The organism is Variovorax jilinensis, from assembly GCF_030316885.1.
In the GTDB taxonomy this organism is placed as follows: Bacteria; Pseudomonadota; Gammaproteobacteria; order Burkholderiales; family Burkholderiaceae_C; genus Variovorax; species Variovorax jilinensis.
Genome location: NZ_JASZYQ010000001.1, coordinates 968,468 through 994,970, shown reverse-complemented (window position 1 = coordinate 994,970; position 26,503 = coordinate 968,468). Strand labels below are relative to the sequence as shown.

The 26,503-nt window shown below is 72.4% G+C and carries 22 protein-coding genes; 1 reads left to right on the top strand and 21 read right to left on the bottom strand.

What is annotated here, in order from left to right; genetic code table 11:
- Positions 1–2 precede the first annotated feature (2 nt).
- From QTH87_RS04795 to QTH87_RS04700, 20 genes are all read right to left on the bottom strand, one after another.
- Entirely contained in the window at positions 3–5,078 is a 5,076-nt protein-coding gene (locus QTH87_RS04795) for a hypothetical protein (RefSeq protein WP_286607332.1), read from the bottom strand.
- Positions 5,079–5,120: 42 nt separating this feature from the next.
- Positions 5,121–6,707 carry a hypothetical protein gene (locus QTH87_RS04790; RefSeq protein ID WP_286607330.1) on the bottom strand — a complete coding sequence of 529 codons (1,587 nt, stop codon included), beginning with the start codon at positions 6,705–6,707 and terminating at the stop codon, positions 5,121–5,123.
- 39 nt (positions 6,708–6,746) lie between these two features.
- Positions 6,747–7,655 carry a hypothetical protein gene (locus tag QTH87_RS04785; RefSeq protein ID WP_286607328.1) on the bottom strand — a complete coding sequence of 303 codons (909 nt, stop codon included), beginning with the start codon at positions 7,653–7,655 and terminating at the stop codon, positions 6,747–6,749.
- Entirely contained in the window at positions 7,652–8,092 is a 441-nt protein-coding gene (locus QTH87_RS04780; protein WP_286607326.1) for a hypothetical protein, read from the bottom strand. Before QTH87_RS04780 ends, QTH87_RS04785 begins: the two co-directional genes overlap by 4 nt.
- 21 nt (positions 8,093–8,113) lie before the next feature.
- Positions 8,114–8,428, bottom strand: coding sequence for a hypothetical protein (locus tag QTH87_RS04775; protein WP_286607324.1), 315 nt, complete (start codon positions 8,426–8,428; stop codon positions 8,114–8,116).
- Between the two features lie 62 nt (positions 8,429–8,490).
- The gene (locus QTH87_RS04770) at positions 8,491–11,316 is read right to left on the bottom strand and encodes a phage tail protein (RefSeq protein WP_286607323.1); all 2,826 of its coding nucleotides are present in this window, start codon (positions 11,314–11,316) and stop codon (positions 8,491–8,493) included.
- Positions 11,316–13,583: a baseplate J/gp47 family protein gene (locus QTH87_RS04765; protein ID WP_286607321.1), complete on the bottom strand. Its 2,268-nt coding sequence runs from the start codon at positions 13,581–13,583 to the stop codon at positions 11,316–11,318. Before QTH87_RS04765 ends, QTH87_RS04770 begins: the two co-directional genes overlap by 1 nt.
- Positions 13,584–13,586: 3 nt before the next feature.
- Complete coding sequence (locus QTH87_RS04760; RefSeq protein WP_286607318.1) at positions 13,587–13,958, bottom strand: GPW/gp25 family protein; 372 nt, start codon at positions 13,956–13,958, stop codon at positions 13,587–13,589.
- Between the two features lie 13 nt (positions 13,959–13,971).
- On the bottom strand, positions 13,972–15,639 hold the full coding sequence (locus QTH87_RS04755) for a hypothetical protein (RefSeq protein WP_286607316.1): 1,668 nt from the start codon (positions 15,637–15,639) through the stop codon (positions 13,972–13,974).
- Positions 15,640–15,653: 14 nt separating this feature from the next.
- Positions 15,654–16,343 (bottom strand): phage baseplate assembly protein V, encoded by a 690-nt coding sequence (locus tag QTH87_RS04750; protein ID WP_286607314.1) that lies wholly within the window; start codon positions 16,341–16,343, stop codon positions 15,654–15,656.
- A gap of 10 nt (positions 16,344–16,353) precedes the next feature.
- A complete protein-coding gene (locus QTH87_RS04745) occupies positions 16,354–17,439 on the bottom strand; it encodes a phage late control D family protein (protein ID WP_286607312.1) in 1,086 nt (361 codons plus the stop codon).
- 16 nt (positions 17,440–17,455) lie between these two features.
- Positions 17,456–17,629, bottom strand: coding sequence for a hypothetical protein (locus tag QTH87_RS04740; RefSeq protein ID WP_286607310.1), 174 nt, complete (start codon positions 17,627–17,629; stop codon positions 17,456–17,458).
- 2 nt (positions 17,630–17,631) lie between these two features.
- A complete protein-coding gene (locus tag QTH87_RS04735; RefSeq protein ID WP_286607308.1) occupies positions 17,632–18,606 on the bottom strand; it encodes a CIS tube protein in 975 nt (324 codons plus the stop codon).
- A complete protein-coding gene (locus tag QTH87_RS04730; protein ID WP_286607306.1) occupies positions 18,606–19,094 on the bottom strand; it encodes a phage tail protein in 489 nt (162 codons plus the stop codon). The genes QTH87_RS04735 and QTH87_RS04730 overlap by 1 nt, the downstream gene beginning before the upstream one ends.
- Entirely contained in the window at positions 19,094–20,713 is a 1,620-nt protein-coding gene (locus QTH87_RS04725) for a phage tail protein (protein ID WP_286607305.1), read from the bottom strand. The genes QTH87_RS04730 and QTH87_RS04725 overlap by 1 nt, the downstream gene beginning before the upstream one ends.
- Positions 20,714–20,738: 25 nt before the next feature.
- A complete protein-coding gene (locus tag QTH87_RS04720) occupies positions 20,739–21,182 on the bottom strand; it encodes a phage tail protein (protein ID WP_286607303.1) in 444 nt (147 codons plus the stop codon).
- A 20-nt stretch (positions 21,183–21,202) separates the two neighbouring features.
- Positions 21,203–22,978 carry a phage tail sheath subtilisin-like domain-containing protein gene (locus QTH87_RS04715; RefSeq protein WP_286607301.1) on the bottom strand — a complete coding sequence of 592 codons (1,776 nt, stop codon included), beginning with the start codon at positions 22,976–22,978 and terminating at the stop codon, positions 21,203–21,205.
- 59 nt (positions 22,979–23,037) lie between these two features.
- Positions 23,038–23,847, bottom strand: a complete 810-nt coding sequence (locus tag QTH87_RS04710) for a hypothetical protein (RefSeq protein ID WP_286607299.1) — start codon at positions 23,845–23,847, stop codon at positions 23,038–23,040.
- A complete protein-coding gene (locus QTH87_RS04705) occupies positions 23,844–24,443 on the bottom strand; it encodes a Pvc16 family protein (protein WP_286607298.1) in 600 nt (199 codons plus the stop codon). The genes QTH87_RS04710 and QTH87_RS04705 overlap by 4 nt, the downstream gene beginning before the upstream one ends.
- 6 nt (positions 24,444–24,449) lie before the next feature.
- Complete coding sequence (locus tag QTH87_RS04700) at positions 24,450–24,740, bottom strand: hypothetical protein (RefSeq protein WP_286607296.1); 291 nt, start codon at positions 24,738–24,740, stop codon at positions 24,450–24,452.
- A gap of 216 nt (positions 24,741–24,956) precedes the next feature.
- On the opposite strand from QTH87_RS04700, the gene QTH87_RS04695 reads away from it, so the two are divergent.
- Positions 24,957–25,358: a hypothetical protein gene (locus QTH87_RS04695; RefSeq protein WP_286607294.1), complete on the top strand. Its 402-nt coding sequence runs from the start codon at positions 24,957–24,959 to the stop codon at positions 25,356–25,358.
- Positions 25,359–25,413: 55 nt separating this feature from the next.
- Here the strand turns inward: QTH87_RS04695 and QTH87_RS04690 are convergent, their stop codons facing one another.
- Complete coding sequence (locus QTH87_RS04690; RefSeq protein ID WP_286607291.1) at positions 25,414–26,496, bottom strand: AraC family transcriptional regulator; 1,083 nt, start codon at positions 26,494–26,496, stop codon at positions 25,414–25,416.
- Between the last annotated feature and the right edge of the window lie 7 nt (positions 26,497–26,503).

Below are 26,503 nucleotides of genomic sequence, written 5' to 3'. Positions count from 1 at the left end.
CGTCAGCGGCCGAACAGCGTGCGCGTCGCGCTCGCGGCCTTCAGGCTCAGCATCGCAGCGTCCTCGAAATGCACGCGCACGTCGGTGCCGAGCTCGACCTGCACCGCCATGGTCTGCACCACGCGCGCCGAAACCTCGGCCTGGCCGATGTCCTCCACCAGCGCGCGCGCCACCACCTGCTCGCCTCGATAGGCCACGGCCTGCATGCCGACGCGAAGCTTCGAGAAATCGATCGCCAGCAGAGGGATGCGCGTGCCGACCACGACCGCAGGCATCGGCCGCGCCAGGCGGCCCGTGACGATGCGGTCCACCGGCGCGTGGCTCGCGAGCAGCAGGCACATGCGCACCACGTCGTTGACCAGCGCCACGGCCTCGGGCTTGCCGGGCTCGATCTGGCCGAACAGCCAGTCGACGTAGGCCTGCATCTGGCGCCGGTCCTCGAAGCCGATCCCGGACCAGCGCGGCAGGCTCGCGAGGTTGCGCAGGTTGGGCGCGGCGTCGAATTCCGACAGCGTCTCGGCCCATTGCAGCCGCAGCGCTGGCAGCAGCGCCGAGAACTCGGCATGCAGACAGACCACGATGCTGCGGATGTTCTCGAGTTCGGTGGCGGCCGCACGCGCCACGTCGGCACGGCCGTGGCCGCCATCGGCCAGGTCGGCGAAGGACACCACCTGCTCGGCCTGCACGCGCTGGCCCTGCCAGGTGAGGCCGGACAGCGCCCCGAGGTCGAGCGTCTGCATCGCCGCGATGCGCGGTGCCAGCGCCTGCACCTGGCGCGTCGCGACGCCCGCGATCGCCTGGCTGATCTTCGTCAGGCCCGCGCTGGCCGCCACGATCGGCGTCGCGAGACCGGACAGCGCGCGCACCTTGGCCACCTGCACCATGCGCAGCAGCGGCTCGGAGCGGTCCAGTCGCCGCAGGATCGGCGGTGCGCCGACGAACCAGGTGGCCGGTGCCTCGCGCACCACGCGCATCATGTCGGCGATCTCGTCCGGCACGTCGGGATGCTCGCGCAGGCAGGCCGGCACGGGCGCCTCCAGCAGGCCCGGATCGATCGAATGGGTGGGCGTCGCGAGCAGGTTCTCGACCTCGCGCGGCCGCACGAAGGCGAGGAACTTGACTTCGTCCGCCAGCACGCGGATCCGGTTGGCGTTGACCGCGTCGAGCCGTCCGGTTTCCTCGGCCAGCAGCGAGCGCGCCACGCTCACGTCGTGCCGCGCCTCGGCCAGTTCGTCGGCCACCGCGACCAGCCGCGTGCCGACCGCACCGAAGGCGCTGCGAACGCCGGTGGCCGCGGCGTTGCAGACCGCGATCGCATCGCGGTAGAGCTTGATGCGCCCTTCCATCTTGCGCATCAGCGCCACCACGTGGTCCGACAGGTCGGTGCTGTCGGAGAACATCGCGCCCTCGTCGGGGTCGCCCGTGGTCTGGCCCGCGGGCAGTCGCGTCGGCACCTTCAGCAGCGCGCCGAGCAGGGGCCGCTTGAGCAGGAAGTCGGTGAAGGGCCGCTCGAGCGGCTTCAGCCCGCCCTCGGGCGTCGCCAGGTCGTCGAGGAAGGTGTCGCCCTCGAGGCCCCGCATCGACACGTCCTCGAACAGGCCCGGCGTGACGCCGCCGTCCTCCGCGGTCAGCGTGTCGGCCAGGCGCACCAGCGACAGCACGGCCTCGTAGCGCGACGAGGTCGCGTAGTCGCGCGCCTCCTTCGACTTCGGATCCTCGAGCCGCTTGGCGATGGTGGTCGTGCGGATGAAGGCGCTGCCGGTCAACGGCTCGGCGTTCGAGACGTCGGTCGGCGACGGCGGTGCCGGCACGGCCTTGCCGCCGCCCACGCCGATCACCTTGATGTCGCCGAGCGTGCGCTTGTCGAGCAGTTCGGCCCGGCTGCCCGCGACGCTGCCGGCCACGGAGCCCGCGAGGCTGCCCGCGAGCCCGGTCGAGATCGGCACCTTGACCGAGGCCGTGTCTCCCAGCGTGGTGCCGATCACGCCGCTGCCGATGCGCGTGCCGACGCTGCCGCCGACCGAGATCACGCCGGTGTCGATGCGCGTGGAAAGCGGCGACAGCCTGAGGCTGCTGCCGGCGCGCGCGCCGATCGCGGTGGCGGCGGCTGCACGCGAGACCGCGCGAACCGGCGCGGCCGGTGCCGGCGGCGGCGTGGTCACGACCACCTTCTTGCGCAGATCGGCGATGAAGCTCGAGATCTGTTCCTGCGAGGCGGTGGCGGTCTCGGCCTGGGCAATGGTCGCAAGCACCGGAGAGACCGCGAGACGTGTTGCTGCGGTGGTGCCGAGCATCAGCTGGCGTACGCGATAGACGTCGGTCTGCACCTTGACGAAGCCGTAGTCGACCAGGTCGTCCGCCCGGTCGGTGCGCGACTTGAGATAGGCCGCGAAGCCTTCGACACCGAGCAGGTAGAGCTGCAGCCTCTCGTTCGTCGACAGCACCTGCAGGGCCGGATGCACGAACAGGTCGTCGAGCGCCGCCACGCGGCCACTCGTCGATGCGGCGGTGGGTGCGCGCAGCTGCGCGGCGGTCAGCAAATTCCAGCCCGGGTTGGTGGTCGGGCCGCCGCCTGCGGCATCGGCGACAGTGATCCACGGCCGCTCGGTGGACGGCACGCCCGTCGCGTCAGCGGTCAGGGCGCCGCTCGGCCCGAAGACCGCGAAACCGTCGAACTGCATGAAGTCGAGCGCCGTGAAAGATGCGCCGTTCGGCAGGTCGAGCGCCGCCAGCGGAACCGACAGGCGCGCCCATCGACCGGGTTGCGGCAGCGAACCCGCATGCACGCCGGGATGGGTGTCGGCGCTGCTCGGAACGCTGATGCGGTCCCAGCCCCAGAAGGCACGGCGCGCGATGTTGCCGTCGCGCACGCGCCATTGCAGCAGGATCTGGCGCGGCGGATCGTTGGGGTCGAGATAGACCCAGGCATACAGGCTTTCCGCCGCCTGCACGGCGAAGGCCGGCGGCCGCGGCGTCGGTGCCAGCGCGATGTCGTAGCTGTGGAAATGCAGGCCCTGAGCGGGCGCGTCGGCATGGGCGCCCGAATCGAAGGTGGGCTTTTCGGGCGTCGCGGGCAGCACGCCGAGCGCAGGCTCGAAGGGCGTCCACAGATCGTTGTCGGCGAGCATCTCCCAGCCGTCTTCGCCGAAGGCCTGGGCGCCGGCCGGCAGCAGATTGCCGAACCAGGCGCGCTCCTTTCCGGCGCTGCCGCTGCCTGCCGTGCTCCAGGCGGCACGGCCGTCGAACAGGGTGAAGGCCATCCCGTCGATGGTCGCGTCGGCCAGGCCCAGGTCGGCGGAAGGCACCTCGATGCGCAGCCAGCCCCCGGCCGGCGGAAGCTCGCCCATGCGCCTTCGTGCCTGCGTGCCGTCGGCGCCGAAGCCGATCAGGTTCTCGCCCCAGTAGGCGCGATGCTCCCAGTCGCCCCCTGCCACATGCCACTGCAGCATCAGCGTGCGCGGCGGGTTGTCGGGATCGAGATGCACCCAGGCAAAGAGCGGCTCCCCGCGCGGCACCAGCACATCGGTGGCGCGATCGAAGAAGTGCTGGTGCACCCCGGGCATGAGCCTGCTGCGATGCCCGCCACCGGCCGGCGGCGGACCCCAGGGCGAGAGGAACTCGGCTTCCACCGCGTCGTCGTCGTCATCCCACGCGACCACATCGGCGGCCCGGCCGTCGAGTCCGTGCGCGAGCACCGACTGGCGCACCCGCAGGCCCTGTCGAAGACCCAGCGTGCGCGCGCGCGTGAGCAGGAAGCGGTCGAGCGTGCGCTGGAATTCCGCGTCGGGCTTCTCGTCGGTGATCAGCAGGCGCGGTTCCCACGAGGCCAGCGGCACCGGCACCAGCAAGCGGACGCTCTCGGCCGGCCCGCGCATGTCGAGCGGCGCGAGCGAAGCGTTCGCGCGCACGGCGATGTCGAGCTGCTCGACCGGCACCGGCACCGCATCGATGTCGAAGCCGGCCGGGAAGAAGCCGCTGTGCCGCGTCACGGGCTCGTAGCAGTTGCGCGGCAGCAGGCCCATCGGCGGCAGGAAGTCGGTGAACGACTGCGCGAGCTGTTCGGGCGGCAGCGCCTCGACGGCCGACAGCGCCGCGACCTCTTCCGCGAACTGCTCGATGCGCGCCTGCTGCAGCGAAGGCAGGCGGCTGCTCGCGACCAGCAGCGGCGCGCCTTCGGTCCCGCTCGCGAGCTGCAGCCGCGCATTGCGCGCCAAGCCGCCACGGCGCACCACGCTCGCTCGATCGACCCACAGCGGCTGCTCGGTCGCGAGGTCGAGCTGCACCAGCGCCACCGGCACGCCCCAGCCCTCCCATGGCAGCGCGCCCGCGGCCGGCAGCTGCGCCTCGGCCTCGAAGACGGTCCAGGCCAGCGCATTGCGCATGCCGGCGCCGGGCGCGGGCAGCGCGCGCCATTCGCTCGGCCACACGTACCAGAGCAGGCGCACCGCATCGCCGATGCGCCAGTCCTCGAACACGCTCGGGTCGCCGGTCGCGCCTTCGTCGCAGGCCGAGCGCTCGCAGGGGTCCTGCGGATCGAAGGCCGAGGTGTCGGCCAGCGCGGGCTGCAGCAGCAGCACGCCGACCGAAGGCAGCGTGGCGCGTGCGGCCGCCGGCAGCTCCCCCAGCGCAGCACCGATCGCGCGCGGGTTCAGCGAGCCGTCGGCGGTCGGCGCACCGACGCCGCTGCCGTCGACGAAGAAGCCCGGCGGCGCGATCACCGGGACGCTCGCGAGCGTGGTCGACAGCGGCTGCCGCAGCACTGCGTCCTCGCCGGTCACCGCGAGGCCGCGTCCGGCGCCGATGCGCAGCTCGACGTCGGCGAAGCGCGTCGCGCCCGCGGGGCCGCGCAACAGCGCCTCCAGGCCGTCGACCGTGCCGGGCACCCGGTCCTGGCCGCGCTGCGCGATGTGTCCGGCCTGCCACGCCTGGCGCTGGGCGAGCGCGCCGGCCGAAAGCGCACGGCCCGCGAAGAGATTGAGCCGACGCTGCCAGAAGGTGGAGGCGTCGGTCGCGTTCTCGGGCGACAGCGCGATCACTCTTTCACCCGCGAGCGGCGTGGCGATGGGACGGATGGCCATGGCGGATTCCTTGTGGCGTGCGCGGCATGCGCGGCAATGGGATCAGGCGCTCTTCCTCGTCGCCTTCGCGGCCGGCTTCTTCGGCGCCGCGGTCTTCCTGGCGGGCGCCCTGGTGGCCGTCTTCCCCGCGGCTGCCGGCCTGGCTGCGGCCTTGGCCGCGGGCTTGGCCCGCGCGGGGGTGCGTGGCACCGGACGCGGCGCGGCCGGCGCAGGTGGCGATGGCGGTGGCGGCGCCGGCACCGGTCCGCCGATCACGGGCAGCGGCGTGCCGGCGAGGTCGTCGCGGTACGCGAGGTTGCGGCGACGCACGTACCACAGGCGCGGCAGGTTCGCGAGCCGCGTCCACTCGGCATCCGACGGGGCCGGCGCGGGTACCGGCAGCGGCAGGCGCAGCCGCGTGAGGATCTCGAGCGGCTTGCGCAGCGCGACCTGGTTCGGAGCCGCCGGACGCAGCGTGCGCACGCGCGACTCGAGCCGGGCGATCACGGCTCGCCATTCGGCGCGCGGCACCGGCGCCAGGACCAGCACCGCCGTGCGGTCCAGCGCCGCCTCCTCGTCCTGCAGGTCGATCGGCGGCAGCGCGAGCGACTCCTCGACCAGCGCCGGCAATTCGTCCTCGGGGATCACCGAGAAGTCGACATCGACCTCGGAGGGAAAGTAGCGTTGCGTGAAATCGTTGGTGGCGATGATGCCGGGCGGCAGCGGACCGGCCGGCGGCAGCGCCTCGAACTGCGTGGCGGCGGGAAAGCTGCGGCCGCCGAGCTGGCGCGTCACGTCTTCCAGATGCGTCGTGTGCTGCATCAGGTGCGCGAGCCGCAGCGCGCGCGGCGCGAAGCCCAGGCCCGGCAGGTCGCCGCGGTCGGCGCCGAGCTCGCGCCGCACCATCGCCTCGTCGATCCAGACCAGCATGTTGCCCTCGAGAGCGAGCATCGCGAGCGGCAGCAGTCCCGAGGCCACCGCGGCGTTGCCGCCCTGCACGAAGATCGACCGCGCGGCATGCGAACGCCGCGCCTGCAGCGCATCGGCGGCGCCGTCGTCCTGCCACGGCACCAGCGTGACGGCCGTGGCCTCGACCACGTCGCCGTCCTCCACGGTGCGTGGTCCGGTCAGCGTCGTCGGATAGGCGCCGATCGGATTGGCCGTGTATTCCACCGGCCGCAGCGCGAGCACGAACAGGCCGGTGCGGCTGCGCATCGGTGCCGCCGGAATCCGGCCGAGCCCGAAGCGCGCCGACAGCTGCTCGGCCAGCGGCAGGTCGCCGAGGTTGATGCGCAGGTCGGCCGGCAGCAGCACCAGTTCGCCGCTCGGCGTGATCCCCTGGCCGGCGCCGATCACCAGCTGTGAGGCACCGTCGCCGATGTCGACCTGCAGGCCGCTCGCGACGCCCGAGCCCGCCGCGCGCCCCAGGTCCGCTTCGCGCGTGAGGAAATATTGCTGGTCCTTGATGAGATCGCGGGCTGCGAGGAAGCGGCCGTCGAAGTAGCGCGGTCGCTCGCGCCGCCCATCCTCGACCAGCACGCCGCTGCTGCGCAGGCGACGCACCTCCTCCAGGGCGATCTGCTCGCGCGAGGCGCCGCGCGCGACATTCGAGAAATTGGCGCTGCGCGTGTCGAGGAATGAGGTGGCCATGGCGAAGCTCCGTTGCGTGGAAAGTGGGTCGGTGACGAATCAGGAGAGGCCGGCCGACTGCCACAGCAGCGGCCCCGAGGGCAGGAAGCGGCGCGCGAAGTTGTCGACCAGCGGCAAGTCGCTCGTGCGCTGCGGGGGATTGGCCGCCCCGACGGGCAGCAGCACGCGCGCGACGAAGACCGCGCTGGTGTCGAGGTTCGGCGGATGCTCGGGCCCGGGCGGCAGGCCCTGCGCGGTGCCACCCACGTGGCCGCTGGTCACGTAGCCACCGAGCACCGCATCCTGCGCGGCGGCGCGGCGTTCGTCGGCGCTGCCGGTCCCGAGCAGCGGATCGGCGGGCGGCAGCGGCAGCCCGGCCTGGGTGTCGGACAGGCCGGTGCGCGGCACCATCACGAGCTCGTAGGCATCGCGGATGCGCGAGGTCGAGACTGCATTGAGCGCATCGAAGGGGCCTGCGGCGAAGCTCGGCGTGAGGCCGACCGCGCATTGCGCGAAACGCACGAAGACGTCGGCGACGATCGCGCGCGCGGGCAGCGCGGGGCCGGCGGCCAGGAAGCGCGGCGACAGGAAGCGCTGCAGCTGGTCGTAGGCGCTGGTGCGCAGCGTGTCGCCGCCATCGGCCGCCGCGACGTCGGCGAACCAGTCGGCCAGCGCGCGGCAGGCCGGGCGCGGCAGCTCGACCAGGCGGCCCAGCCTGTCGACCGCGACGCCGGGCTGCACGAGCACTTCCTCGGCCTGGGTCGGGCTCTGCGGCCGGTGCTCGACCGCGAGCCCGGCCAGCGTGCCGCCGCCGGCCAGCATCGACAGCGCGAGCGCAAGCCGGCCGCGATGGTAGGTCTGCTCGTCGCTGAAGTCCTGCGCGTCGAGCAGCATGCCGGTGGCATAGGCGGGCCGCTCGGCGCGCGGCTGGGCATACAGGGGATCGGCACTGGTGGCCAGGATGCTCATGGCTTTCTCCTCTTGCTCTTGCGTGCGGCGGTCGGCGGCTTGGGCGGCGGGGGCACGGGCACGGGCTTGCGCACGATCACCGGCGACACGACCGGGCCCGCGACGACGGGACCCGCAATGACCGGTCCGGTCACCGGCGGCCCCACGGGATCGACGGCGGGCCCGCTGATCGGCGGGCGCACGACGACGATCGGCGGACCGACAGGCGGACGCACCACGACCGGCGGATCGACGGGCGGCCGAACCACGACCGGCGGGCCGACGGGCGGCCGAACGATGCGGCCGCGCACGACGACGACGATGGTGTCGGGCTGCGAGCGCACGCCGTCGTTGTCCTCCACCACGAGCTGGAAGCGATGGCTGCCCGCGGACATGCCGTCCACCTCGATGCCCGGGACATCGGTGGTGACCGGCTTGCCGATGACGAAGGCGACCATGCGCGGACTCCGCTCGCGGCCTCAGGTGGCCGGGCCGACGTAGGTCCAGATGTACTTCACGACCTTGCCGCCACCGACGTCGAAGGACTTCTCGCCGCTGAGCTTGAAGCTGGCGCCCGATGCCACGGTCTGCGGCCCGGCGAGCACGGCGGTCGGCGCGCCCTGGTCGGCGACGATGACGACGATCTGGTCGGGCTTGGATTCGTTGCCCGAGTCGTCGACCACGACGAGCCGGAAGAACTGCCGCCCGACGGGCAAGGGCCGGTCGGGGTTCACTGTGACTTCGATCACCGCTTCGTCGGTGCTGATGTCGGTACCGATCACGAATTCAGCCATGTGGTTTCTCCTTGGGTTGAACGGGGGGATGACTGGGCGTTTGCGGTGGGTGCGCCTTGGCCTCAACCCTCTTGCGGCGGCAGCAGCCGCCACCGGTATTCGGTGATGCGACGCCCCGAGGCCGCGCGCGACGCGCTGCCGTCGAGCTCGAAGCTGGCGCCCGCGGGCACGCTGCGATTCGCTCCGGCGTCGGCCACGGGCGGGCCCGTGAGAACGCCCGTGTTGCCGGCCAGTCGCGGGTCGAGCACGCCGGGGCCGATCAGGCGATCGCCAAGCCCCACCGCCGAAACACCCACGCGTACCGGCCGTGGACGACGCGGCGGACCCAGATAGGTGTCGACGCCGACCAGGCTCGCGATGCCGACCAGCAGCGGCCAGGTGGCGCCGACCACGCGCACGATCACATGGGCCGGCGCCTCGAGTTGCGCGATGCGGCGGATCAGCGCGAAGTCTTGCGGCGCGATCTCCTGGTGCACCAGCACCGTCGCGCGATAGGCCAGGCGACCGAGGAACTCGCGTGCCGAGACGTCCTCGGCGTCGGTCGTGGCGACGTCGGCATAGAGCGCGGCCAGCTCGGCGCCCTCGCTGCTGCCGACGAACAGCGTGTCGCCGACGATCGAGTTGCCGCTCTGGTGCAGGCCCGGCAGCAAGGGATCGTGCGCGTCGCTCATGTCGACGCCGAGCAGCGTCGCCAGGATGCGGCGCAGCCGGAAGTCCTCGATCACGACGATCTCGCCGCCGCGCACCCCGCCCCCGCTCGCGACATCGAGCGCCAGCCGCAGGCCATCGCGCGTGCCGTGGCGGCGTGCCAGCTCGGGCGCGGCGCGCAGCCACTCGCGGCGGCGCTCGGGCGGCAACGCAGCATCGAAGGCAACGCCGATCCAGCTGCCCAGCCATTCGAGGTTCGGCTCGGGCACCGCCTGCGGGTCGCTCATCAGGTGTGCCGCCGCGACCCGATCCTCGAGCTGCGTGAGCACGCCTTCGAAGTTCGCGACCAGGCGCGCGTTGAAATCGGCCGGCGTGGCTTGCGGCTGGTAGATCGCGACGAAGTCGAGGCGGCTGCCGTCCGGCCGCGGTTCGCTCTCGCGCCGCAGCCGCCAGGCGCCGGCCGCATCGCCCGCTTCGCGCAGCAGCCATGCCTGTCCACTGCGCTCCACTGTCACGCTGGCCGCGGCGCCGGGCCGCAGGCCCGCGAGCATGAGACGCGCACGCAGCGTGTCGTCCAGCGGGCCACCGGCATCGAGCGCGGCCGCATGGGCGATCTCGATCCGGCCCGCGCCGATGCCGGGCGCGAGCGCCGCATCGCCGAACAGGCTCTCGCGGTAGACCCGCGGCAGGTACCGCTCGACGTAGGAGAAGCGGCTGGCCCACGCGCGCAGCGCCACGATCTCGGGGCTGGCGCGGCCGTCGCCCGTGAGCACGACGCGCAGCCACAGGTAGCGGCCCTGCAGGTTGCGCACGCGCCGGCGGCTGGCCTGCACGAGCACGCCGAACAGGCCGCGCCGATCCGGGATGCGCTCACCCGCGAGCAGGCCCGGATGTCCCGCGAGCTCGCTCGGTGCGCGGTCCCATGCGGCCTGCGGCACCTGCGGGCCGCGCGCGGCCTCGTCGACCACCGCGGCTTCGCTGCCGAAGGCATGCGGATGCCATTGCGTGCCGTCGTCGTCGGGGGGCGGCCGCGCGACGTTGGTGGCGGCCAGCCAGACCACGAAGGCACAGTGCGGCGGGATCGCGGCCTCGGCGTTGAGCCGGTGCCAGAGCGTCGTGGTGTCGCCGCTGTCGATCATCGAGGCACGCAAATCGTTCTCGGCCGCGAGCCGGTAGTTGCGCGCCTCGCCTCGCCGGGCCGAGGTCTGGTAGGACAACGAATGCAGGGGCTCCGCGTGCCGCGCCGCCACCGGATAGTGAGGCGGCCGGCCGGCCTCGCGCACGCCGCCGCAGAACGGCGCCTCGCGGGCCTCGGCATGCAGCGGATACACCTCGCCGAGCGGCGTCACGGCGCGCGCCGCGTCGGCCGCCGCGAGGTCGAAGGCCGGTGCGTCGCGCCGGCCCGGCACGCGCACGGCGATGCGATCGCCTTCGAGCTGCGCGAGCGAATAGCCGTAGGCGGCGCCGGCAAGGCGCAACGGCGCATCGAAACGAGCCTCGGCCGCATTCCAGCACCGCACGGCCGCCGAGCCTTCGCCGTCGAGCCAGCACAGGAGCATCGGGCCGCCCGTGGCCCGGTCGTCGGCGATCGCGAGCACGCGCTCGCTGGCCCCCTGCACCACGCTCGCGAACAGCGCGAGCGTGGGCGGGCAGGCGTTCTCCGGCTGCGGTCGGAACACCTGCGGCCCGTACATGTCGGTGGTCGGCGTCTGCGCGCGCAGGGGCCTGCCGGACAGCCGCGCAACGCGGCCGCTGCCGCGCTCGAGCACCCAGGCGCCGCCGCCCTCATGGTCGCCATGGCCTGCGATGGGCGCCAGGCGCCACGGCTGGAAGCCCTCGAGCGCCGCGAACGCATCGGCCCAGCGGTCGCGCAGGTCGTGCAGCAGCACGCGGCCCGCGAGCGCCGCCAGCAGCACGCCGTCGTGCGCCACGCAGAGGTCGCTCGGCGGCTCGTCGAGTTCGCGCAGCAGCACGTCGTCGGGCAGCGGGCCGTGCACGACGATGCCGCGCAGGCCACCGTCCCAGCTCGCGACGCATTCGAGCGCGTCGACCGCGCGCGGCACTTCGTCGAGCGCGGCCTGCGCCGCCGCGAAGGCCGCCGCCGGCGCCAGCGCGGGCTGCAGCGTGCGCTCCGAAGCCAGCCGCAGCGCGGCGCACTCGCCCTGCACGCCCGCATGCCGCAGGTCGGGCCATGCGGTGCGATCCGCGAGCTGCCAGAAGCGCAGGCCGTTGGCGTCCATCAGCAGACCTCGGGCACCACGGGCACCGCCACCGCGTTGTCGTCCGCGAACGGGTTCGGCACGGCCGACAGGTCGGTGGGCGGCGCATCGCCTTCCACCGCCACCACGGCCAGCAACTCGGGCAGCTGCCACTGCAGCAGCGCCAGGACCTGCGCGCCGTCCGACGCGATCGACGGCAGCGCCTGCCACGCCTCGCCATTGCGCTGGAACAGCGTGATGCCCCGCAACTCGTCGACGCCGTCGACGCGCGAGACCTCGACCTCGAGTTCGCGGCTGCGCACCGCGCGGCCCAGCGGCCAGCCCTTGCGGTCGAGGCCGCCCGGCGCCAGCGGCCACAGCAGCCGGCGCAGCGCCTCGCGGACCTCGAGCAGCACCTTGTCGCGCGCATGGCCGTCGCGCAGCCGCACCGCCACCGCGATGCCGAGCGCCACGTAGTCGCAGCCGATCACGTACAGCTCGGTGGCCAGCGGCACGCGCGCCGCCAGGTGCGCATGCAGGCGCTCGATGAAGGGCCGGTCGGGCCGCGGGTTGGGCGCCGGCTGCAGCGGCGCGTCCGGCAGGCCCATCACGCTGACCACGCCGGGCACGTCGAAGCGCCGGTCGGCGGGCTTGAAGCGCGGCAGCACCTCGATGCGGCCGACGTCGATGCCGGGCGCCTCGGCAGAGAGCCGGCGGTAGTCCTCCTCGGTGACCGCGCGATCGCGGTGCCGGAGCATCGCGGGAATGCGGTGCTCGGCCAGCGCGAGCGTCTCGGCGTCCTCGCCGCCATCGGCCGCGAGCGGCTGCTGCACCGCGATCGCGGGCGCGGCGCGGCCGTCGATGCGCAGCGCGCGCAGCTCGCCCATGCTGCCGGGCGGCAGGTTGCCCGCACGGCCGCCCCCGAAGCGTCCGATCGCGAGCCGCACGCGCATCTCGCGCTCGGGCACGCGGCCGCGAACGCCGTCGCCGAACAGCAGGGTGCCAGCCTCGGCGTCGAGCTGGAAGACGCGTGCCTCGCGCGCCTCGGCCGCATCGGCGCTGATCGCGGCCAGGTCGCCTACGGCATGCCAGTCGCGATAGCCGAGCCCGGGCTCCTCGACCTGCACCTGCAGCGAGGCCGGGTCCACCGATCCCGAAGGCAGCGCGAAGCTCTGCGAACCGGCACCGGTCGAGACGCCGAGCACGCGGGCCGTGACCGTCGTGCGCTGGTCGACCTCGGCCGCGTTGATGCCGACCCAGGCCAGCTTGAGCGACTCGATGCTCTCGCCGGGCTTGGGCCGCAGCCGCAGCCAGGCCACGAGCCGGCTGGCGCGGTCCGGGTCGTCGAGCCGCGGCGGCGCATCGCCGACACCGGCCAGCGGATTGAGGCCGACGTCGTTGGGCGGGGCCCAGATCTCGCGCTGTCCGGGCAGCTGCAGCCGCAGTGTGCCGGCCCGCGCCAGGCCGTTGCTGCTGTCGCTGCCGGGCTGCACGCCGAGCGTCAGGTAGTCGGTGGCGAAGCCGCTCGCGCCCTGGGTCGTGAGCTCCCACAGCACGGGCACCGGCACCGGCACGGCCACCGCCTCGAACAGCGCGGGCATGGCGAGTGCCGGCACCACCCCGACCGACAGCAGCGCCGGCAGCCCGCCGCCGCCGGTGCCCATGGCGAGCGTGGCGGCGGCGTTGACCGAAGGCTGGTCGACCGGCCTCGGCGCCACCGGCGCCAGCAGCGCGACCCACAGCGCGCGGTCGGCGCTCCGGCCGAAGACGTCGATGCCACCGGGCACGGCCCTGCCCTCGGCGAACACCGGCGTGGTCTCGTAGCCCTGCGGCAGGCCCGCGAGGCCGTGGATGCGCGCGAGCCCCTGCAGCAGCTCGGAGCGGTCGGCGCGCTCCTGCGGCGTCAGGCGGCGCTTGATGTAGGCCTCGCCCACGAGCGGCAGCACCGTGGTCTCGGCCAGCGTCTCGAAGGGCTGAGCGGCCTTCACGCTGCCATGCGGCGCCAGCGTGTGCGCGCCGAGCTCGGTGGGCTGCGCATAGGCCAGGCTGACGATGGCACGCGCCGGCAGCGCAGGCTTCAGGCCCATGCCGAGCAGCTTGAGGAACACCAGCCGCTGCCGCTCGGGAATCAGGTTGGCGCGGTACAGCAGCGCATCGCCGAGCCAGGCGAACAGCTCGATCAGCGTGCGGCCGGGATCGCCGAGGCGGGGGTTCGTCCATTCCGGCGTGTGGGCGGGAATGCGGGCGATCAGGTCCTCGACCAGATCGTCGAAGCGGCGGTCGTCGAGCGAAGGCGGCAGGATGGGCATGGTTCAGCCTTCCAGTTGCACGGTCACGTTCATGGCGCCCGGGGCACCGGTGCGCGCGAGCCGGAACACGATCTCGACCCGCAGCGCGCCGGGCTCGCCCTCGACCTCCCAGACCTCGACCGCATCGAGCAGGATGCGGCGCTCCCAGCGCGTGAGCGCATCCCGCACCAGGTCGCGGATCTGGCGCCGGGTCGCGACCGTGTTGGGCGCGTGCAGGAGGCGGTCGAGGCCGCCGCCGAAGTCGGGCCGCATGAGCTGCTCGCCGGGGCGCGTCGACAGGATCAGCCGGATGCCGTCGCGCACCGACTGCGCGAGATCGGGCCACGCGAGGGTGCCGTTCGCGTCGGGCAGTGGAAGCAATGGAAAGCCGCTCATGTGTGCCCTGCGCTCATGTCGAAAAGGGCGGCTTCGCCGGCGCCTTGTTGCCGAGCTTCGGAAACGGCACGCAGATCTTGATGAAGAACAGCCAGCCGAAGATCAGGTTGAACAGCGTGAGGAAGATGTTCAGCACGATGAAGGCGCAGATCGTGATGACCGGGATGTTGAAGCCGCAGATCCAGCTGATGCCGAGCGAGCCCGTGCTGGCCTTGCCTTCCATCAGGTCCTTCGCCTTGCCCGACAGCAGGTTCTGCATCGACGGCGGCACCACGAAGGCGACGTTGGGCTTGAGCTGTCGGAGCATGTGGCGGTCGCTTGCATCGGGCAGCGGGATCTGGACCGGCGGCCGCGCATCGGCGCTCTCGTACCAGGGCGCGATCACGAAGGGTTCGCTTTCCTGGCTCCAGACGATGCGCACCGGGCAGGCGCCCTCGGCCTTGATGCGCACGAAGGCGCGCACCTGGTAGCGGGCGCCGGGTTCGTCGTAGCGGCCGCTCTGCGGCATCAGCGTGGCGGCGCGCGCCTGCATCGCCGAATGCATCGCCTGCGCGAGCGCCCGGGTGCGGGCCTCGTCGAGCGCAGGCCAGCGCTCGGGCATCTCGAGCGGCGCCGCGACGGCCTCCTTCTTGAGCAGCACCTTGCAGGCGTCGGAAAGGAAGATGTCGGCGCGCACATGGTCCGGCGCCAGCTGCCCTTCCCTCAGCACCAGCGGCAGCTGCACCGCGGCCAGTGCATGGCGCAGCGCGTCGGCCTCGGCGCCGCCGTCGAAGGCATTGAACTCGCTCGCGAGCTGGCGCAGCAGCAGCAGGAAGACGCGCATCTGGCCGGCCGGCTGGGCCGGCGTATCGCTGTCCTCGAGCGGCAGGCTCAGGGCCGCGAACTGCGCGTCCGTGATGTCGGCCGGCCGCACCGCGCCCGGTGCCTCGCTGGCGTCGAACCAGCCGGCGGCGACGGTCGCGCCGGCGAAGGGGAACGGTGTCTCGAGGCCGCGCAGCGGCGCCACCAGATGGGTGCGGAAGGCGCTCGAGTCCGGTCCGAAATCCACCGCGTCGGGCGCGCTCGCGGCCGGCGGGGCCTCGCTGAGCTCGCTGCTGACGGTGGGCACCATGCCGTAGAACACGCTCTTGCCGGCATCGGCGCAGACGTCGGGCGGTGCGATGAACATCGGCACCACGTCCTCTTCGAGCAGGTTGTCGGGCTGCTGCAGCGCGAAGCCGCCGAGCTGGCGATCGATGTCGGCGACCCCCGTGAGGCGGCGCTGCAGCCGGTGCTTCGGCATCGGGTCGGTGACGGCACTGCCGACCCGCGTCAGCGGCACCCAGCCGCGAACACGGCCGTTCGAGCGCATCCAGCCCTGCGGCTGGCCATTGGCATCGAGCCGCCGCACCACGAGGCCAGCCGAGTCGACGCGAGAAGGATCGATGCGCGGCCCGCCGGGCGTATCGCACCAGGCCTCGATCAGTGCCAGATGGAACTGGCGCTGGATCGGCTGGAACAGCTTCAGCGTGCCCTGCCCGTCGACCGCCCTGGCGCGCCGCGTGGCCAGCGCCTGCCGCCCCTCGGCACTGCGGAGCTCGTCGAGCGTGGACTGGATGAAGTCCTCGTCGCTGCGCTGCAGGAGCACGGGCCGGGCCGTGGCCTGCATGTCGCGCGGGGACCCGATGCGGATGTCGTGCATGTGGCTCCCCTGCCCTACCAGACGTTGCCCGCGCCGGGCGTGTAGCTGGTCGAGATCACCGCATTGGTCTGCAGCACCTCGCACTTGACGATGCCCGAGAACTTCGACATCGCGGCGTCGACCGTGACCATGCCGGCCGTGACCTCGACCGTCGAGGCCTGCACCTTGACCTTGGCCGCGGCCTGCACCGTGATTCCCGCGCTCTCTAGCGTGATCGAATTGCCGTTGCTGTCCTCGATCGTCACGCTGCCGGGGCCGTCCCTGAGCGTGAGCATCTGGCCGCCGGGCGTCTTCAGCTCGAGCATCTCCTGGCCGCTCTGGTCGTCGAGCGTGATGACGATGCCGTTCTTCGACTGGATGCGCTTGAGGCGGTTGCGCCCGCCCGATTCGATCGCCGCCGGCGGCGCCGCCGAGCCGTTCCACAGGCCGCCGATCACGAGCGGATGGCGAGGGTCGCCCTGCACGAAGACCACGAGCACCTCGTCGTCGACCTCGGGCAGGAAGAAGACGCCACGGTCGCTGCCCGCGAACGGGCACACCACGCGCGCCCACATGGTCGAGTCCTGTTCGGCCACGTCCGCGAACGACAGCAGCTTGACCTGGACCCGGCTGCGCCCCTCGGGATCGTCGAGCGAGACGACGCGCGCAAGAAAGCCCGACTGCATCCAGCCCGCGGGGTTCGTGAAGACGGCGTCGCGTTGCATGGCGTGGATGTCAGTTGCCCAGGTAGGCGCACTCGGCGCGGAACTCGGTGCGATAGCCCTGCCGCATGTCGAACAGGTGCCGCGCCTCGATCACGTAGTAGCTGTTGTCGAACTGGGCCGAGATGCCAGCCAGCCGCACCTGGGCGCCGACGCGCATGCGCGCGTTGCCCTCGGCCGTGCCCTCGGCGCGGACGAAGCGGCGCGCGCGCTGGTCGAGCGCGGCCTCGGCCAGCGCCTGGGCCTCGGCATCGGTGGAGGCCACCGGGTTGCCCAGGTGTTCGCTGCGGGCTCCGAACACTTCCTCCGCCCATGCGAGGCCGCTCCTGCCGCTGCCCGGACCGCCGTGCGTGATGCCGGTGGCCGAGCCGCTGACCGGACTGCCATCGGCCGGGTTCCAGCCCGCGGCCGTGACCGCCGTGACCTGGTCGGCGAGATCGGCCGTGATGCGGACGCGCGCCAGCTGGCTGTTGAGCGTGAGCTCGATGGTGCCGCGCTGCACTTCCTGGCGCGGTGCCACCGCGAGCGCCGTGCCGCTGACCTGCAGGTCGGCCTCGAAGCGGGCCGCGAGCCGGCGCAGGAAGCCCAGGTCGGTCTCGTCGAGCTGCACCCACGTGCCGTGCGGTGCGTCGAGGCCGGTGACGGTCGGCGACAGCGCCAGGTTGCCGGCAACGGCGCGAATCACCTCGGCCGGCGACATGTCCGCATAGACCTTGGTGCGGCGCGCCCGCCGCGCGGCTGTCAGCGCATCCTCGGCCAGCACCACGAGCTCGGGCGGCTGACCGTAGCTGCAGACCATCTCGAGCGCGCTCACCTTGCCGCGAAAGATCTCGTTCGGCGCTGCCTCGTCGCCGGTGCCCACCAGGAGTTCGGCGCCGAGCCGGAGCGGCGACTGCCCATCGAAGGCCAGTTCGGCACCACCGCCGCCGGTCGCGACCCAGTTCGAGAGGCGCAGCTCGAGCGTGCTCATGCCGCCCTCGGATTCCTCCATGCGCATCGCGCTCAGCAGCGCGCTCACGCGCTCGACCGCCTGGCCGCCCACGTGCACCACGGGGCGGGCGCTGAAGATCGCCGACTGGCTCAGGCTGGTTTCGGCCATGCGCGTGCCTCCTTCATCAGTGGTCCGAGAGCCGCATGCGGCGCTCGGCATGGATGCGCAGTTCGCGCTCGAACTGCTCGCGCGGATCGGGCGCCGGTGCAGCGGGCGCGGCCGCGCTGCCGGCTCCGCCCGTGCCTTGTTCGGGATCGCGCTCGATCTCGGCCGAGACTTCGTCGAATGTGATGGGCATGTTCAGGCGCCTCCGAATCCGATGCGGGCATGAAGGTCGGCGCCGGCACCGACGTCGGCCGAGAGGCTGGCACCGCCGCTCGCGGTCGCGCGGCCGCCGGGACCGAAGGAGACGGCGCCGCTCGTGCCCGCGGCCGGCAGCAAGGCGGCGCGCGCGGCGGCGCTGTCGACCGCCAGCGCACGGCCACCGGAGCCCGCGCGCAGGCCCGCGAACGCGGCGCCCGCGGTGGCGCCGATGCCGAGACTCCCGCTGGCGCCGAACGACAGACCGATGCCTGCACCCGCGCCGCCGGCAGCGCCCGCGGAAAAGGCCACCGGCGCGCCGATGCCCACGGCGCCGCCCACCGACAACGAGGCACCGGCACCGAAGCGCAGGCTGGCCGAGGCATTGGCCGATGCGATCGCACGCGCGGCGCGCGGGTCGCCGAGCGCATTGGCGACCGCGGCCGGCGCCGCGCCGGGCGGCAGGTCGACCGGGTCGGGCGAGAGGCTGCCGTCGACGCTGGCGTCCGGGTTCTTGCTGCTCTGGAACTCGACCTCCTGCGCCGCCAGCGTGAGTGCGATGCTGGCGCGCAGCGGCACGCCGCTGGCCGCGAAGAAGTCGATCGTTTCCTTGTACTGCTCGATCACGCCCTTGAAGCTGTAGGTGCCCCAGCCGAACTCGACCTTGGGCGCGTACTTCTTGCGGCCGTCGCGCGCGGGCTCCATCAGGCCCGAGATGGTCTCGGTCTGGATGCGCACGTCGCTTCCGTCGTCGGTGCTGTCGTAGACCAGCGTCATCGACAGCCTGGCGGTGCTCTTCTTGACGAACTGGCGCGCGCCGTTGTTGCCGTTGCGATCGTCGAACTCGTTGGCGATGGTGTACTCGAGCGACACCGGGTTGAACTGCACCGCGACCGCGCCGCCGCCCGCGCCCGGCCCCTCGATGACTTCGAAGGTCGCGCTCGCCACGCTGGGTGCGTCGGGCAGCCGTGCCATCAGCCTGCTCCCTCGACCACCAGCCGCAGCCCCTCGTGCGCCAGGTGCAGTTCCTCGACGCCGATCTCGTTGTTCCTGGCGCTGAGGTCCGAGGCCTTGAACTTGACCGGCATGCAGTGGTCCAGGCCCCATGTCAGCACCGTCTCGCCGGCCGAATCCTGCATCTGGATCTCGGCCGAGAGCCGGTACGCATAGGCGCCGCCGGCCACCAGCTGGAACCACTTGAAGGCATCGCGCGTGGTGGTCATGCCGCGCTTGAGCACCACGGTCGCGAAGCTCACGCGACCGGGTCGCTGGGCCGCGCCGTAGTTGGCGCCGCCGGCCTTGATCACCTTGGGTTCCATGGTGGCCTCGAGACCGGTGCACTCGGCGAAGGCACCGCTGCAGATGTCCACTGCATCGCCGCCGTTCGCGTTCGAGAAGCTCACGTGGAAGCGGAACGCATGCAGCGGCTGCAGCAGGTTCTCGGGCAGGTCGCGCGCAGGCATCAGGCGGCCTCCCGCAGCGCCTGGGCGCCGCTCGCGTTGTTGAGGTCGAGCACCACCGTGATGCGCTCGATCGATGCCGCCGGACGCACCGTGATCTCGACGACCAGGCGGCCCGCATCGAGATCGGCCTGGGTCATGGTGGAACGGTCGCAGCGCACAGCGAAGGCATCGGCCAGCGTGGCACCGGCGAAGGCACCCTCGTTCCAGAAGCCCGTCAGGAGGCGCTCGATGGCACGCCGCAGGCCAGCCCAGGTGGCCGGGCCGTTGAGGTCGAAGACCAGGCTGTCGCCGGCCGCACGCGCGGACCGCAGGAGGGTGCCCATGAGCCGCGAGCTGCCTCCGAAGCGCCAGCCTTCATGCGAAGACAGCGTGACGTCCGACTGGAGCGCCCAGCCGTCGGGCTGCTGCGCGAACAGGCAGACATGGCGCGCCAGCTGCGCATCGGGGCTGTCGTCGCCGAGGCCCCACGAAGGCCGCGGCTCGGCGTCGGCCACATCGCGCAGGCGCGGCACCGAGAAGTCGCCGGCCACCGAGCGGAAGCTGCCGCGCGCGGTCGCACCCGCGGCCACCAGGCCCGCCAGCACGCCGTCGGGCGACTCCAGCCATTCGGGCAGGTCGGCCGCGGCGTGGGTGCGCAACCAGGGCCAGGCCAGCTGCACGAAGGCGCTCGCAGCGCCCGCGTCCTGGTCGGAAGGGATCGGCGACGGCGGCACGATGCCGATGCGCTGAAGGTAGGCCAGCATCGCGGCCTGCGCATGCACCTGGCCGTCGCCGCTCACGCGCTGCGTGTCGGGCTGGGGCAGCGGTAGCGCCGCCAGCAGCATCACCTCGCGCTGGTGGCGCGCGAGAAAGGCGCGCACCGCCACCAGTGCGAGCTGCCACGCCAGGTAGCCGTCGCTGTCGAGCCGCGGCGCGGGCACGCGGCGCAGCGTGCTGTCGTCGGGCGGCGCGTCGTTGGCGCTGCATTCGACGAAGCCGGTCGGCACCGCGGGCGGCGGCAGTTCGGTGCGCGGTGCGGCCTCGGTGACGCAGCAGGCGTCGGCGAGGTCGGGCAGCAGCACCAGGCTCACGTCGCGCAGGCCGTACAGGTGGTGGATGCCCTGCCAGGTCGAGGGCTCGGTGGGCACGAAGAGGCGCGCCGCGTTGCTGCGGTCGGCGAAGTCCGGCACCATCCGGCGCAGCCGTTCGCGCCGTGCCGCGGCCGGGTCGGCCAGGGTCTCGATGTAGGGCCACGGATCGCCGACCCGCACCACCACGGCACGCCGGCCGCCGCGCGCGAAGAAGCTGCGCACCGCGGCACCCAGGTAGGTCGCGCAGACGGCGATGCCGGTGTCGGTATCGGCCGGGTCGGCTCGAAGCGGCCGCGCCTCCCAGGCGAACAGCGCATCGAAGCGGGCCCAGCTGTCGATCACCACCGGCAGGTTCAGCAGCGACTCGACCTCCGCGGACGGCCGGGCCCGGATGCCGTCGATCCAGCCCCCCTCGCGCAGTTGCGCACGCACCGCATCGGGCAGCGGCACCGCGCTGCGCCGTGCCACATGGCCGACGAAGCAGGCGACGTCGGCACGCCGCAGGTCGGCGGCCAGCGGCGGGGCAGCGGTCTCGAACAGCAGGCTCATGGTGCGGCGGGCCGTTGGATGGCGCTCAGGCTTCCATCTCGAGCGCTTCGGACGAAAGCACCAGCTCTTCCATCGCGACGTCGCCGCCGCCCTTGGCCGCCAGCGTCGGGCCTGTGTACTTCATCGGCAGCACGCCGCGCAGCACCCAGGTCTGCACCGGCTTCTGCGATTCGTCGAGCAGCAGGATCGTGATGCTCTTCTTCGCGTCCGGCCCCTTGGTGCGCGAGTCCTTGATCCACTGGAACAGCGAGATCGAGTTGACGATGCCGCGCTTGAGCGTGACATCGCTCACCTTGTGCACGCCGCCGACCTTGCGCACGTGGTTCTCGCGGTCGTTGCCATTGCGGTACTCGGCGATGGTGAGCTCGGTGCCGATGCCCGAGACGTCGGAAAAGCCGCCGAAGGTCTCGCCGCCGTCGAAGTTGACGACGAAGTTGAAGGCGCCGTAGGGCGTGGTGCGATTGGCCATGTGGTTCCCCTTGGATCAGGTCAGGCTCTTGCGTCGGCGGTCTTCTGGCCGATGCGGAAGATGACGAACTCGGCCGGCTTGATGATCGCCACGCCGATGAGGCAGATCAGCCGTCCGTTGTCGAGGTCGTTCTGCGTCATCGTCGTGCGGTCGCAGCGCACGAAGAAGGCTTCCTCGGTGGTGCTGCCCAGCAGCGCCCCGCCGCGCCATTCGTTGTAGAGGTAGTCCGAGATGGTCTGGCGCACGTTGGCCCAGAGCCGCTCGCCGTTGGGCTCGAACACGGCCCATTGCGTGCCGCGGTCGATCGACGATTCGAGGTAGTTGAAGTAGCGCCGGTCCGAGACGTATTTCCACTCGGGATCGCTGGAGGCCAGCCGCGCGCCCCAGACGCGATAGCCGCGGCCCGACAGGTAGCGCAGGCAGTTCACGCCGATCGGGTTCAGCACTTCCTGCTGCGCGAAGTTGATGTCGGTCTCGAAGCGCAACGCGCCCGCGACCACCTCGTTGGCCGGCGCCTTGTAGACGCCGCGCTGCGTGTCGTTGCGCGCGTAGATGCCGGCCACGAAGCCCGAGGGCGGCAGCGAGATCTCGCGCGGGATGTCTTCGCGACCGGGCCGCGCGAGCGGGTTCGAGACGATCACCCACGGGTAGTAGAGCGCCGCGTACTTCGAGTCGATGCGGCCGCGCGCGATCCGCATGTCGCCGGGCGTCTGGTTCGGCGCGCAGTCGAGCACCGCGATGCGGTAGGCGCGCCGGCGCTCGGCATGCACGATCAGCGCGCCCTGGACCGCCGGGCCGTCCGCGTAGGCGCTGCTGCCCGGTGCCGCGACGATCGAGATGTCCTCCAGCCCGGACAGCGTGGCCAGCGCATCGGCATAGCTGCCGGCCGTTCCCTCGGCGCCCGTGATCGGGGCGCTGCCGTCGCTGCCGCCGGCCAGGGTCAGCAATCGCCGGCCATCGGTGTCGCCGACCACGGCCGGCAGCGCGCGCACCGCGGCCGCCAGCTCGAAGCCGCTGACCCCGGTGCCGATCTGCGCCGCCACGAGGTTCGACAGTGCATCGGCGCGGTTGGCCGGCTCCTGCGCCAGCACCGTGCCGATGAAGCGCGGATGACCCGGTGCGAAGCCCAGGTCGTCCCACGATTGCGCGTAGCCGTCGGCATCGACGACATCGACCGCGAGCGTCACGATGTTGGCGACCGCGTCGGCCGGACCCGGCGTGGCCTCGGGCGCCAGGCCGTCGAGCGCCAGCGCCGTGTTGCCGCTGGTCAGCCATGCCGTTCCGCTGCCGACGTAGAGCGTCTCGGCGTCGTCGACCCGGATGCTCAGCAGGCTGCCGGCCGGTGCCGTTCCGAGCGTGCGAACGGTGGCGGGTCGCGCCGCTTCGCGGAACAGCACGCGGCCGTTGTAGGCCGCACCCGCGAAGCGCGCGCGAATCGTGGCGTTCTCGGCATCGGCACCGCCGTTCAGCAGCACGCCGCTGGCCGTGTCCGCCGCATTGAGCGCGCGCACCACGTAGAGCCGCGAGCCGCCATTGTCGAAATACGCACGCGCCGCATGGCCCACGAAGTTGAGCCGGCGCGCTGCGTCGGTCACGTCGTCGAGGTCGAGGTTCTCGAGGCTGCCGTAGATGCGCTCGAAGTCGGGCAGGCTCGTGACCAGCTCCGGCACGCCGCCCACCGGCCCGCGGCGCGTGGGTCCGACGAAGGCGGTGGTGCTGGTGCCGACGCCTTCGATCGACTTGGCGCGGAAGCTGGTTTCTTCGACGTAGACGCCGGGTGCCAGGTATTCGGGCATGGCCTATCTCCTTTGCATGAAGCTTGCAGGTATGGGACGACGGAGGACTCGCGGGGCCTTCATGGCAATGCGAGCGCGAGGGAAAGGGTTTGCGAGCGGCCGGCCCGCAGCTGCAGGTCGACGACGGCGCCGGGCAGGTCGGCGCGCTCGGCCTCGAGCCGGTCCGGGTCGACCTGCGGCAGCCGCGCGGGTGCGCGGCCGGCGCGCACGTCGGCGGCCGGCACGCGCAGGCCCGCGGCCGGGTCCCAGACCAGTTCGAGCCGGGCCGCGGTCTCGCTGACGACCACCGCCTCGGCCTCGTCGGACCAGGTCGTGACCGGCACGCCGGGCACCGGCACCAGGGCCTCGCCGCGCCAGTCGCTGAGGCCGCGGGCCAGCACGCGGGTGCCGCTGCGCACCAGCAGCAAGGCACCGCCGAGCGCATCGCCGCTGGCCGCCTCGGTGAGGGAGACGCGCAGCACCGCCCAGTTGACGCCGAGCGCCGCGGTGGCGCCCGGATACATCGCGATCTCGATCGGGCGGAACAGCGATCCGGCTGCGCTTGCGTTCGCAGGCGCCGCATCGCGCGGCAGCGCAATCGTCGCGATGCGCGGCAGGTAGGCGCCGCTCGGATCGATCAGCGAGGCGGTCAGTGCCACCGACCCGAGCGCCGGCTCGGCCGGTGCGTCCTCGAAGGCCGATGCGTGCGCAGCCAGCCCGTCGGCCTCGGTGATGACGTGCAGGCCGCTGCGGTTGCGCCGCACGCGCGCGCCCTCGATGCGCACCGCGAGCGGCAGATCGATCGCGCTGCGCGTGCCCGCATCGACGCAGCGCAGCGCGCCGAGAACCCGGGCGTCGATCTGCTCGAGCTGGCGGATCGCGAGCGTCATGGCGCGCCTCCGACCTTCTGCGCCGTGCCCCAGCCGAAGCGGGTCGCGACCACCGGCCCGGCGTCGTCGAAGGCATCGGGGTCCAGCCGCACGAGCCGCGCCACGTACGACACCGACAACCGGTAGGGGGGCGTGAGCGCATCCCAGATGCGCATCATGTCCTCGACCGGCAGTTCGGACGGAATGATCTGGATCACTTCCTCGGTGCTCCAGCCAGCCTCGGGCGACAGCGAGGAGGCATCGAGGATGGGATGCAGGTACAGCTGGCGCAAGGCCCAGGCAAAGGGCAGCAGCTCGTCCTGCGCGGTGCCGGCCCAGGCGCTCAGCAGGAAGTGCAGGTCGAGCCCGAGCGGCGCCTGCTGCTGCGGCGACATCAGGCCCGGACGCTGCTGGCGGTTGTGCTCGTTGGCGGTCACGCGGTAGAGGTACAGCGTGATGCGCGTGGCCTCGTCGATGGTGCCGGCCAGTTCGCCCGACGACACCAGCGCGAAATCGCACTGAGGCATCGGCTGATCGCCCACGACGGCCGGATAGGTGTTGCGCAGGAAGGTCGCGAGGGATGCGCCGACCGAGTGGATTGCCTGGATGTTCGCCATGGTCGCTCAGGACTCAGTGCGGCCTTGGCCCGTGGCGCCACCGGGCGCCGGCGGTTGCGCCGCGGCGCGAAAGATCACGCTGCCCTCGGGCAGATGGGTGCGCGTCATCACGCGCAGCTGCACCAGCCGTTCGAGCGCGGCCCGCACGTCGGACAGCGGCAGGTCCACGCCCATGCGCGGCAACCACCAGCGCGCGATGCCCTCCTCGGTGTCGGCAGCCTGCGGCCAGCGGGCGAGATAGGCCTCGATGGCCTGGCTCGCGCGCTGCGCCCTGCTTTCCGCCGACCCTTCGAGCAATGCGATCTCCAGGCATGGTCATGGGCTCGTCAATGCGAATCGCGTGCCACCGGCCCGGGGTTCGCAAGTGCTTGATTTGTTTGGGGACCCAGCGTCCTGCCATGCAACGACCGGGTCATCGCGAACCCGCCGCAAGCGACCCACCGGGGCAATGCGAACCCGCCCGCAGGCATCGGATCACGCGGGCAGAATGGGCCTCGAACTGAAAGGCTCCGGATGACCGCGACCAAGACCCTCATTGCCCTGCTCGTCCCGCTCGCCGCATGCGGCATGCATGCAGCGAGCGCACAGACGCCCGCCAACAGCCATTGGCGCGGCGATTTCGTCTACTTCGCCGATGCTGCGCAGTTCACCGACTGTGCGAGCGGCAAGCGCTGGCCGGTCGCGATGGCGGGCGACATGGTGGCTCTGCAGCGCAGCTACCTCAAGTGGCAGAAGGCGCCTGCGACCCCGCTGCTCGTGAACTTCGAGGGCCGGCTCGAGGTGCGCGAGTCGATGGAAGGCCCGCCGCGCGAACAGCTCGTGGTCGAGCGCTTCGACTCGGTCGAGCCGGGCAGCGATTGCGCCACGCTGGCCGCGGCCAAGGGGAGCGTGACGCCCAGGCCGGGCGGCAACTGAAGCGCGTCGGGCGGGGGAGCAGGCGGAGTGCCGCGCCGGTCGCGCGCGGTGAGCCTCAGCGCGTGCGCTCGCGATCCCGGAAGTGGGCCGGCGTCAGGCCGGTCCACTTGCGGAATGCCTTGCGGAAGTTGGAGACGTCCGAATAGCCGCTGCGCTCGGCGATCTCCTGCACCGAGAGATCGGTGCGTTCGAGGAACTCGATCGCCAGCCGCTCGCGCAGGCCGTCGATGATCTGCTGGTAGCTGGTGCCGGCATCGACCAGCCGCCGGTGCAGCGTGCGGGTCGACAGATGCAGCTGCTCGGCCATCTGCTCGGCGCGCGGCAGCTGGGCCAGGCTGTTGAGGCAAGCCTCCTTGATGGTCTTCACGAGCTGGGGCTCGCCGTCGATCCGCTCGAGCATGCGGGCGCAGAAGCTCGCGCTGGCCTCGGCCGTGATCGGGTTCGCGTTCGGCAGCGGCAGGTCCAGCAGTGCGGCGTCGAAGCGCCACTGCAGCACGCCGGCATCGAATTGCACCCGGCAGTGCAGCAGCTCCTCGTAGCGCGCCGCGTGGGCCGGCGCGGGATAGGGGAGCAGCAACACCCCGCCCTCGTTGTCGGGCCGTTCGAGCGCATGGCTCATGAGCGCATGGATCGAGCTGAACCAGAACTCGGTGGCGAGTGGCAGCAGCGGCCCGAGGTCGATCACGTCGTGGCCCTCGAAGACCGCCTGTTCGCCTTCGATGCGAAAGCTCTTCTCGAGCACCGGTCCGGCCAGCCGCAGGTGCTGCATGCCGAAGCTCACCGCATCGCCCAGCGTGGCGCTGCTGAGCACCGCGTAACCGAAGACGCCGAAGTCCGAGATGCGTTGTCGCCGTCCCGCGATCAGCCCGATCGCGGGCTCGGGGCTGAGCCGGTGCACGTTGGCGAACAGCGCGATCTTCTGCCGGTGGGAGATGCGCGCCTCGGGGTCCGACAGGGCAGCCGGCGCGATGCCGGTGCCCTCGAACAGAACGGCCGGCGAGACGCCGAAGCCGGCCAGCGTGTCGACCAGCACGCCCAGCCCGAGCATGCTGTGGATCGGCGCGTCGAGGTCGTTGCCGTAGCGCAGCGCCAGGCGCGAGACGGGGGGCTTGCGGGCCGTGGAATGAAGATGCGGCACGGTGGGC

Bases quoted from the DNA above. Each gene is read 5' to 3' on its own strand.
- QTH87_RS04795 (WP_286607332.1), bottom strand. From the start codon at position 5,078: ATGGCCATCCGTCCCATCGCCACGCCGCTCGCGGGTGAAAGAGTGATC.
- QTH87_RS04790 (WP_286607330.1), bottom strand. From the start codon at position 6,707: ATGGCCACCTCATTCCTCGACACGCGCAGCGCCAATTTCTCGAATGTC.
- QTH87_RS04785 (WP_286607328.1), bottom strand. From the start codon at position 7,655: ATGAGCATCCTGGCCACCAGTGCCGATCCCCTGTATGCCCAGCCGCGC.
- QTH87_RS04780 (WP_286607326.1), bottom strand. From the start codon at position 8,092: ATGGTCGCCTTCGTCATCGGCAAGCCGGTCACCACCGATGTCCCGGGC.
- QTH87_RS04775 (WP_286607324.1), bottom strand. From the start codon at position 8,428: ATGGCTGAATTCGTGATCGGTACCGACATCAGCACCGACGAAGCGGTG.
- QTH87_RS04770 (WP_286607323.1), bottom strand. From the start codon at position 11,316: ATGGACGCCAACGGCCTGCGCTTCTGGCAGCTCGCGGATCGCACCGCA.
- QTH87_RS04765 (WP_286607321.1), bottom strand. From the start codon at position 13,583: ATGCCCATCCTGCCGCCTTCGCTCGACGACCGCCGCTTCGACGATCTG.
- QTH87_RS04760 (WP_286607318.1), bottom strand. From the start codon at position 13,958: ATGAGCGGCTTTCCATTGCTTCCACTGCCCGACGCGAACGGCACCCTC.
- QTH87_RS04755 (WP_286607316.1), bottom strand. From the start codon at position 15,639: ATGCACGACATCCGCATCGGGTCCCCGCGCGACATGCAGGCCACGGCC.
- QTH87_RS04750 (WP_286607314.1), bottom strand. From the start codon at position 16,343: ATGCAACGCGACGCCGTCTTCACGAACCCCGCGGGCTGGATGCAGTCG.
- QTH87_RS04745 (WP_286607312.1), bottom strand. From the start codon at position 17,439: ATGGCCGAAACCAGCCTGAGCCAGTCGGCGATCTTCAGCGCCCGCCCC.
- QTH87_RS04740 (WP_286607310.1), bottom strand. From the start codon at position 17,629: ATGCCCATCACATTCGACGAAGTCTCGGCCGAGATCGAGCGCGATCCC.
- QTH87_RS04735 (WP_286607308.1), bottom strand. From the start codon at position 18,606: ATGGCACGGCTGCCCGACGCACCCAGCGTGGCGAGCGCGACCTTCGAA.
- QTH87_RS04730 (WP_286607306.1), bottom strand. From the start codon at position 19,094: ATGCCTGCGCGCGACCTGCCCGAGAACCTGCTGCAGCCGCTGCATGCG.
- QTH87_RS04725 (WP_286607305.1), bottom strand. From the start codon at position 20,713: ATGAGCCTGCTGTTCGAGACCGCTGCCCCGCCGCTGGCCGCCGACCTG.
- QTH87_RS04720 (WP_286607303.1), bottom strand. From the start codon at position 21,182: ATGGCCAATCGCACCACGCCCTACGGCGCCTTCAACTTCGTCGTCAAC.
- QTH87_RS04715 (WP_286607301.1), bottom strand. From the start codon at position 22,978: ATGCCCGAATACCTGGCACCCGGCGTCTACGTCGAAGAAACCAGCTTC.
- QTH87_RS04710 (WP_286607299.1), bottom strand. From the start codon at position 23,847: ATGACGCTCGCGATCCGCCAGCTCGAGCAGATCGACGCCCGGGTTCTC.
- QTH87_RS04705 (WP_286607298.1), bottom strand. From the start codon at position 24,443: ATGGCGAACATCCAGGCAATCCACTCGGTCGGCGCATCCCTCGCGACC.
- QTH87_RS04695 (WP_286607294.1), top strand. From the start codon at position 24,957: ATGACCGCGACCAAGACCCTCATTGCCCTGCTCGTCCCGCTCGCCGCA.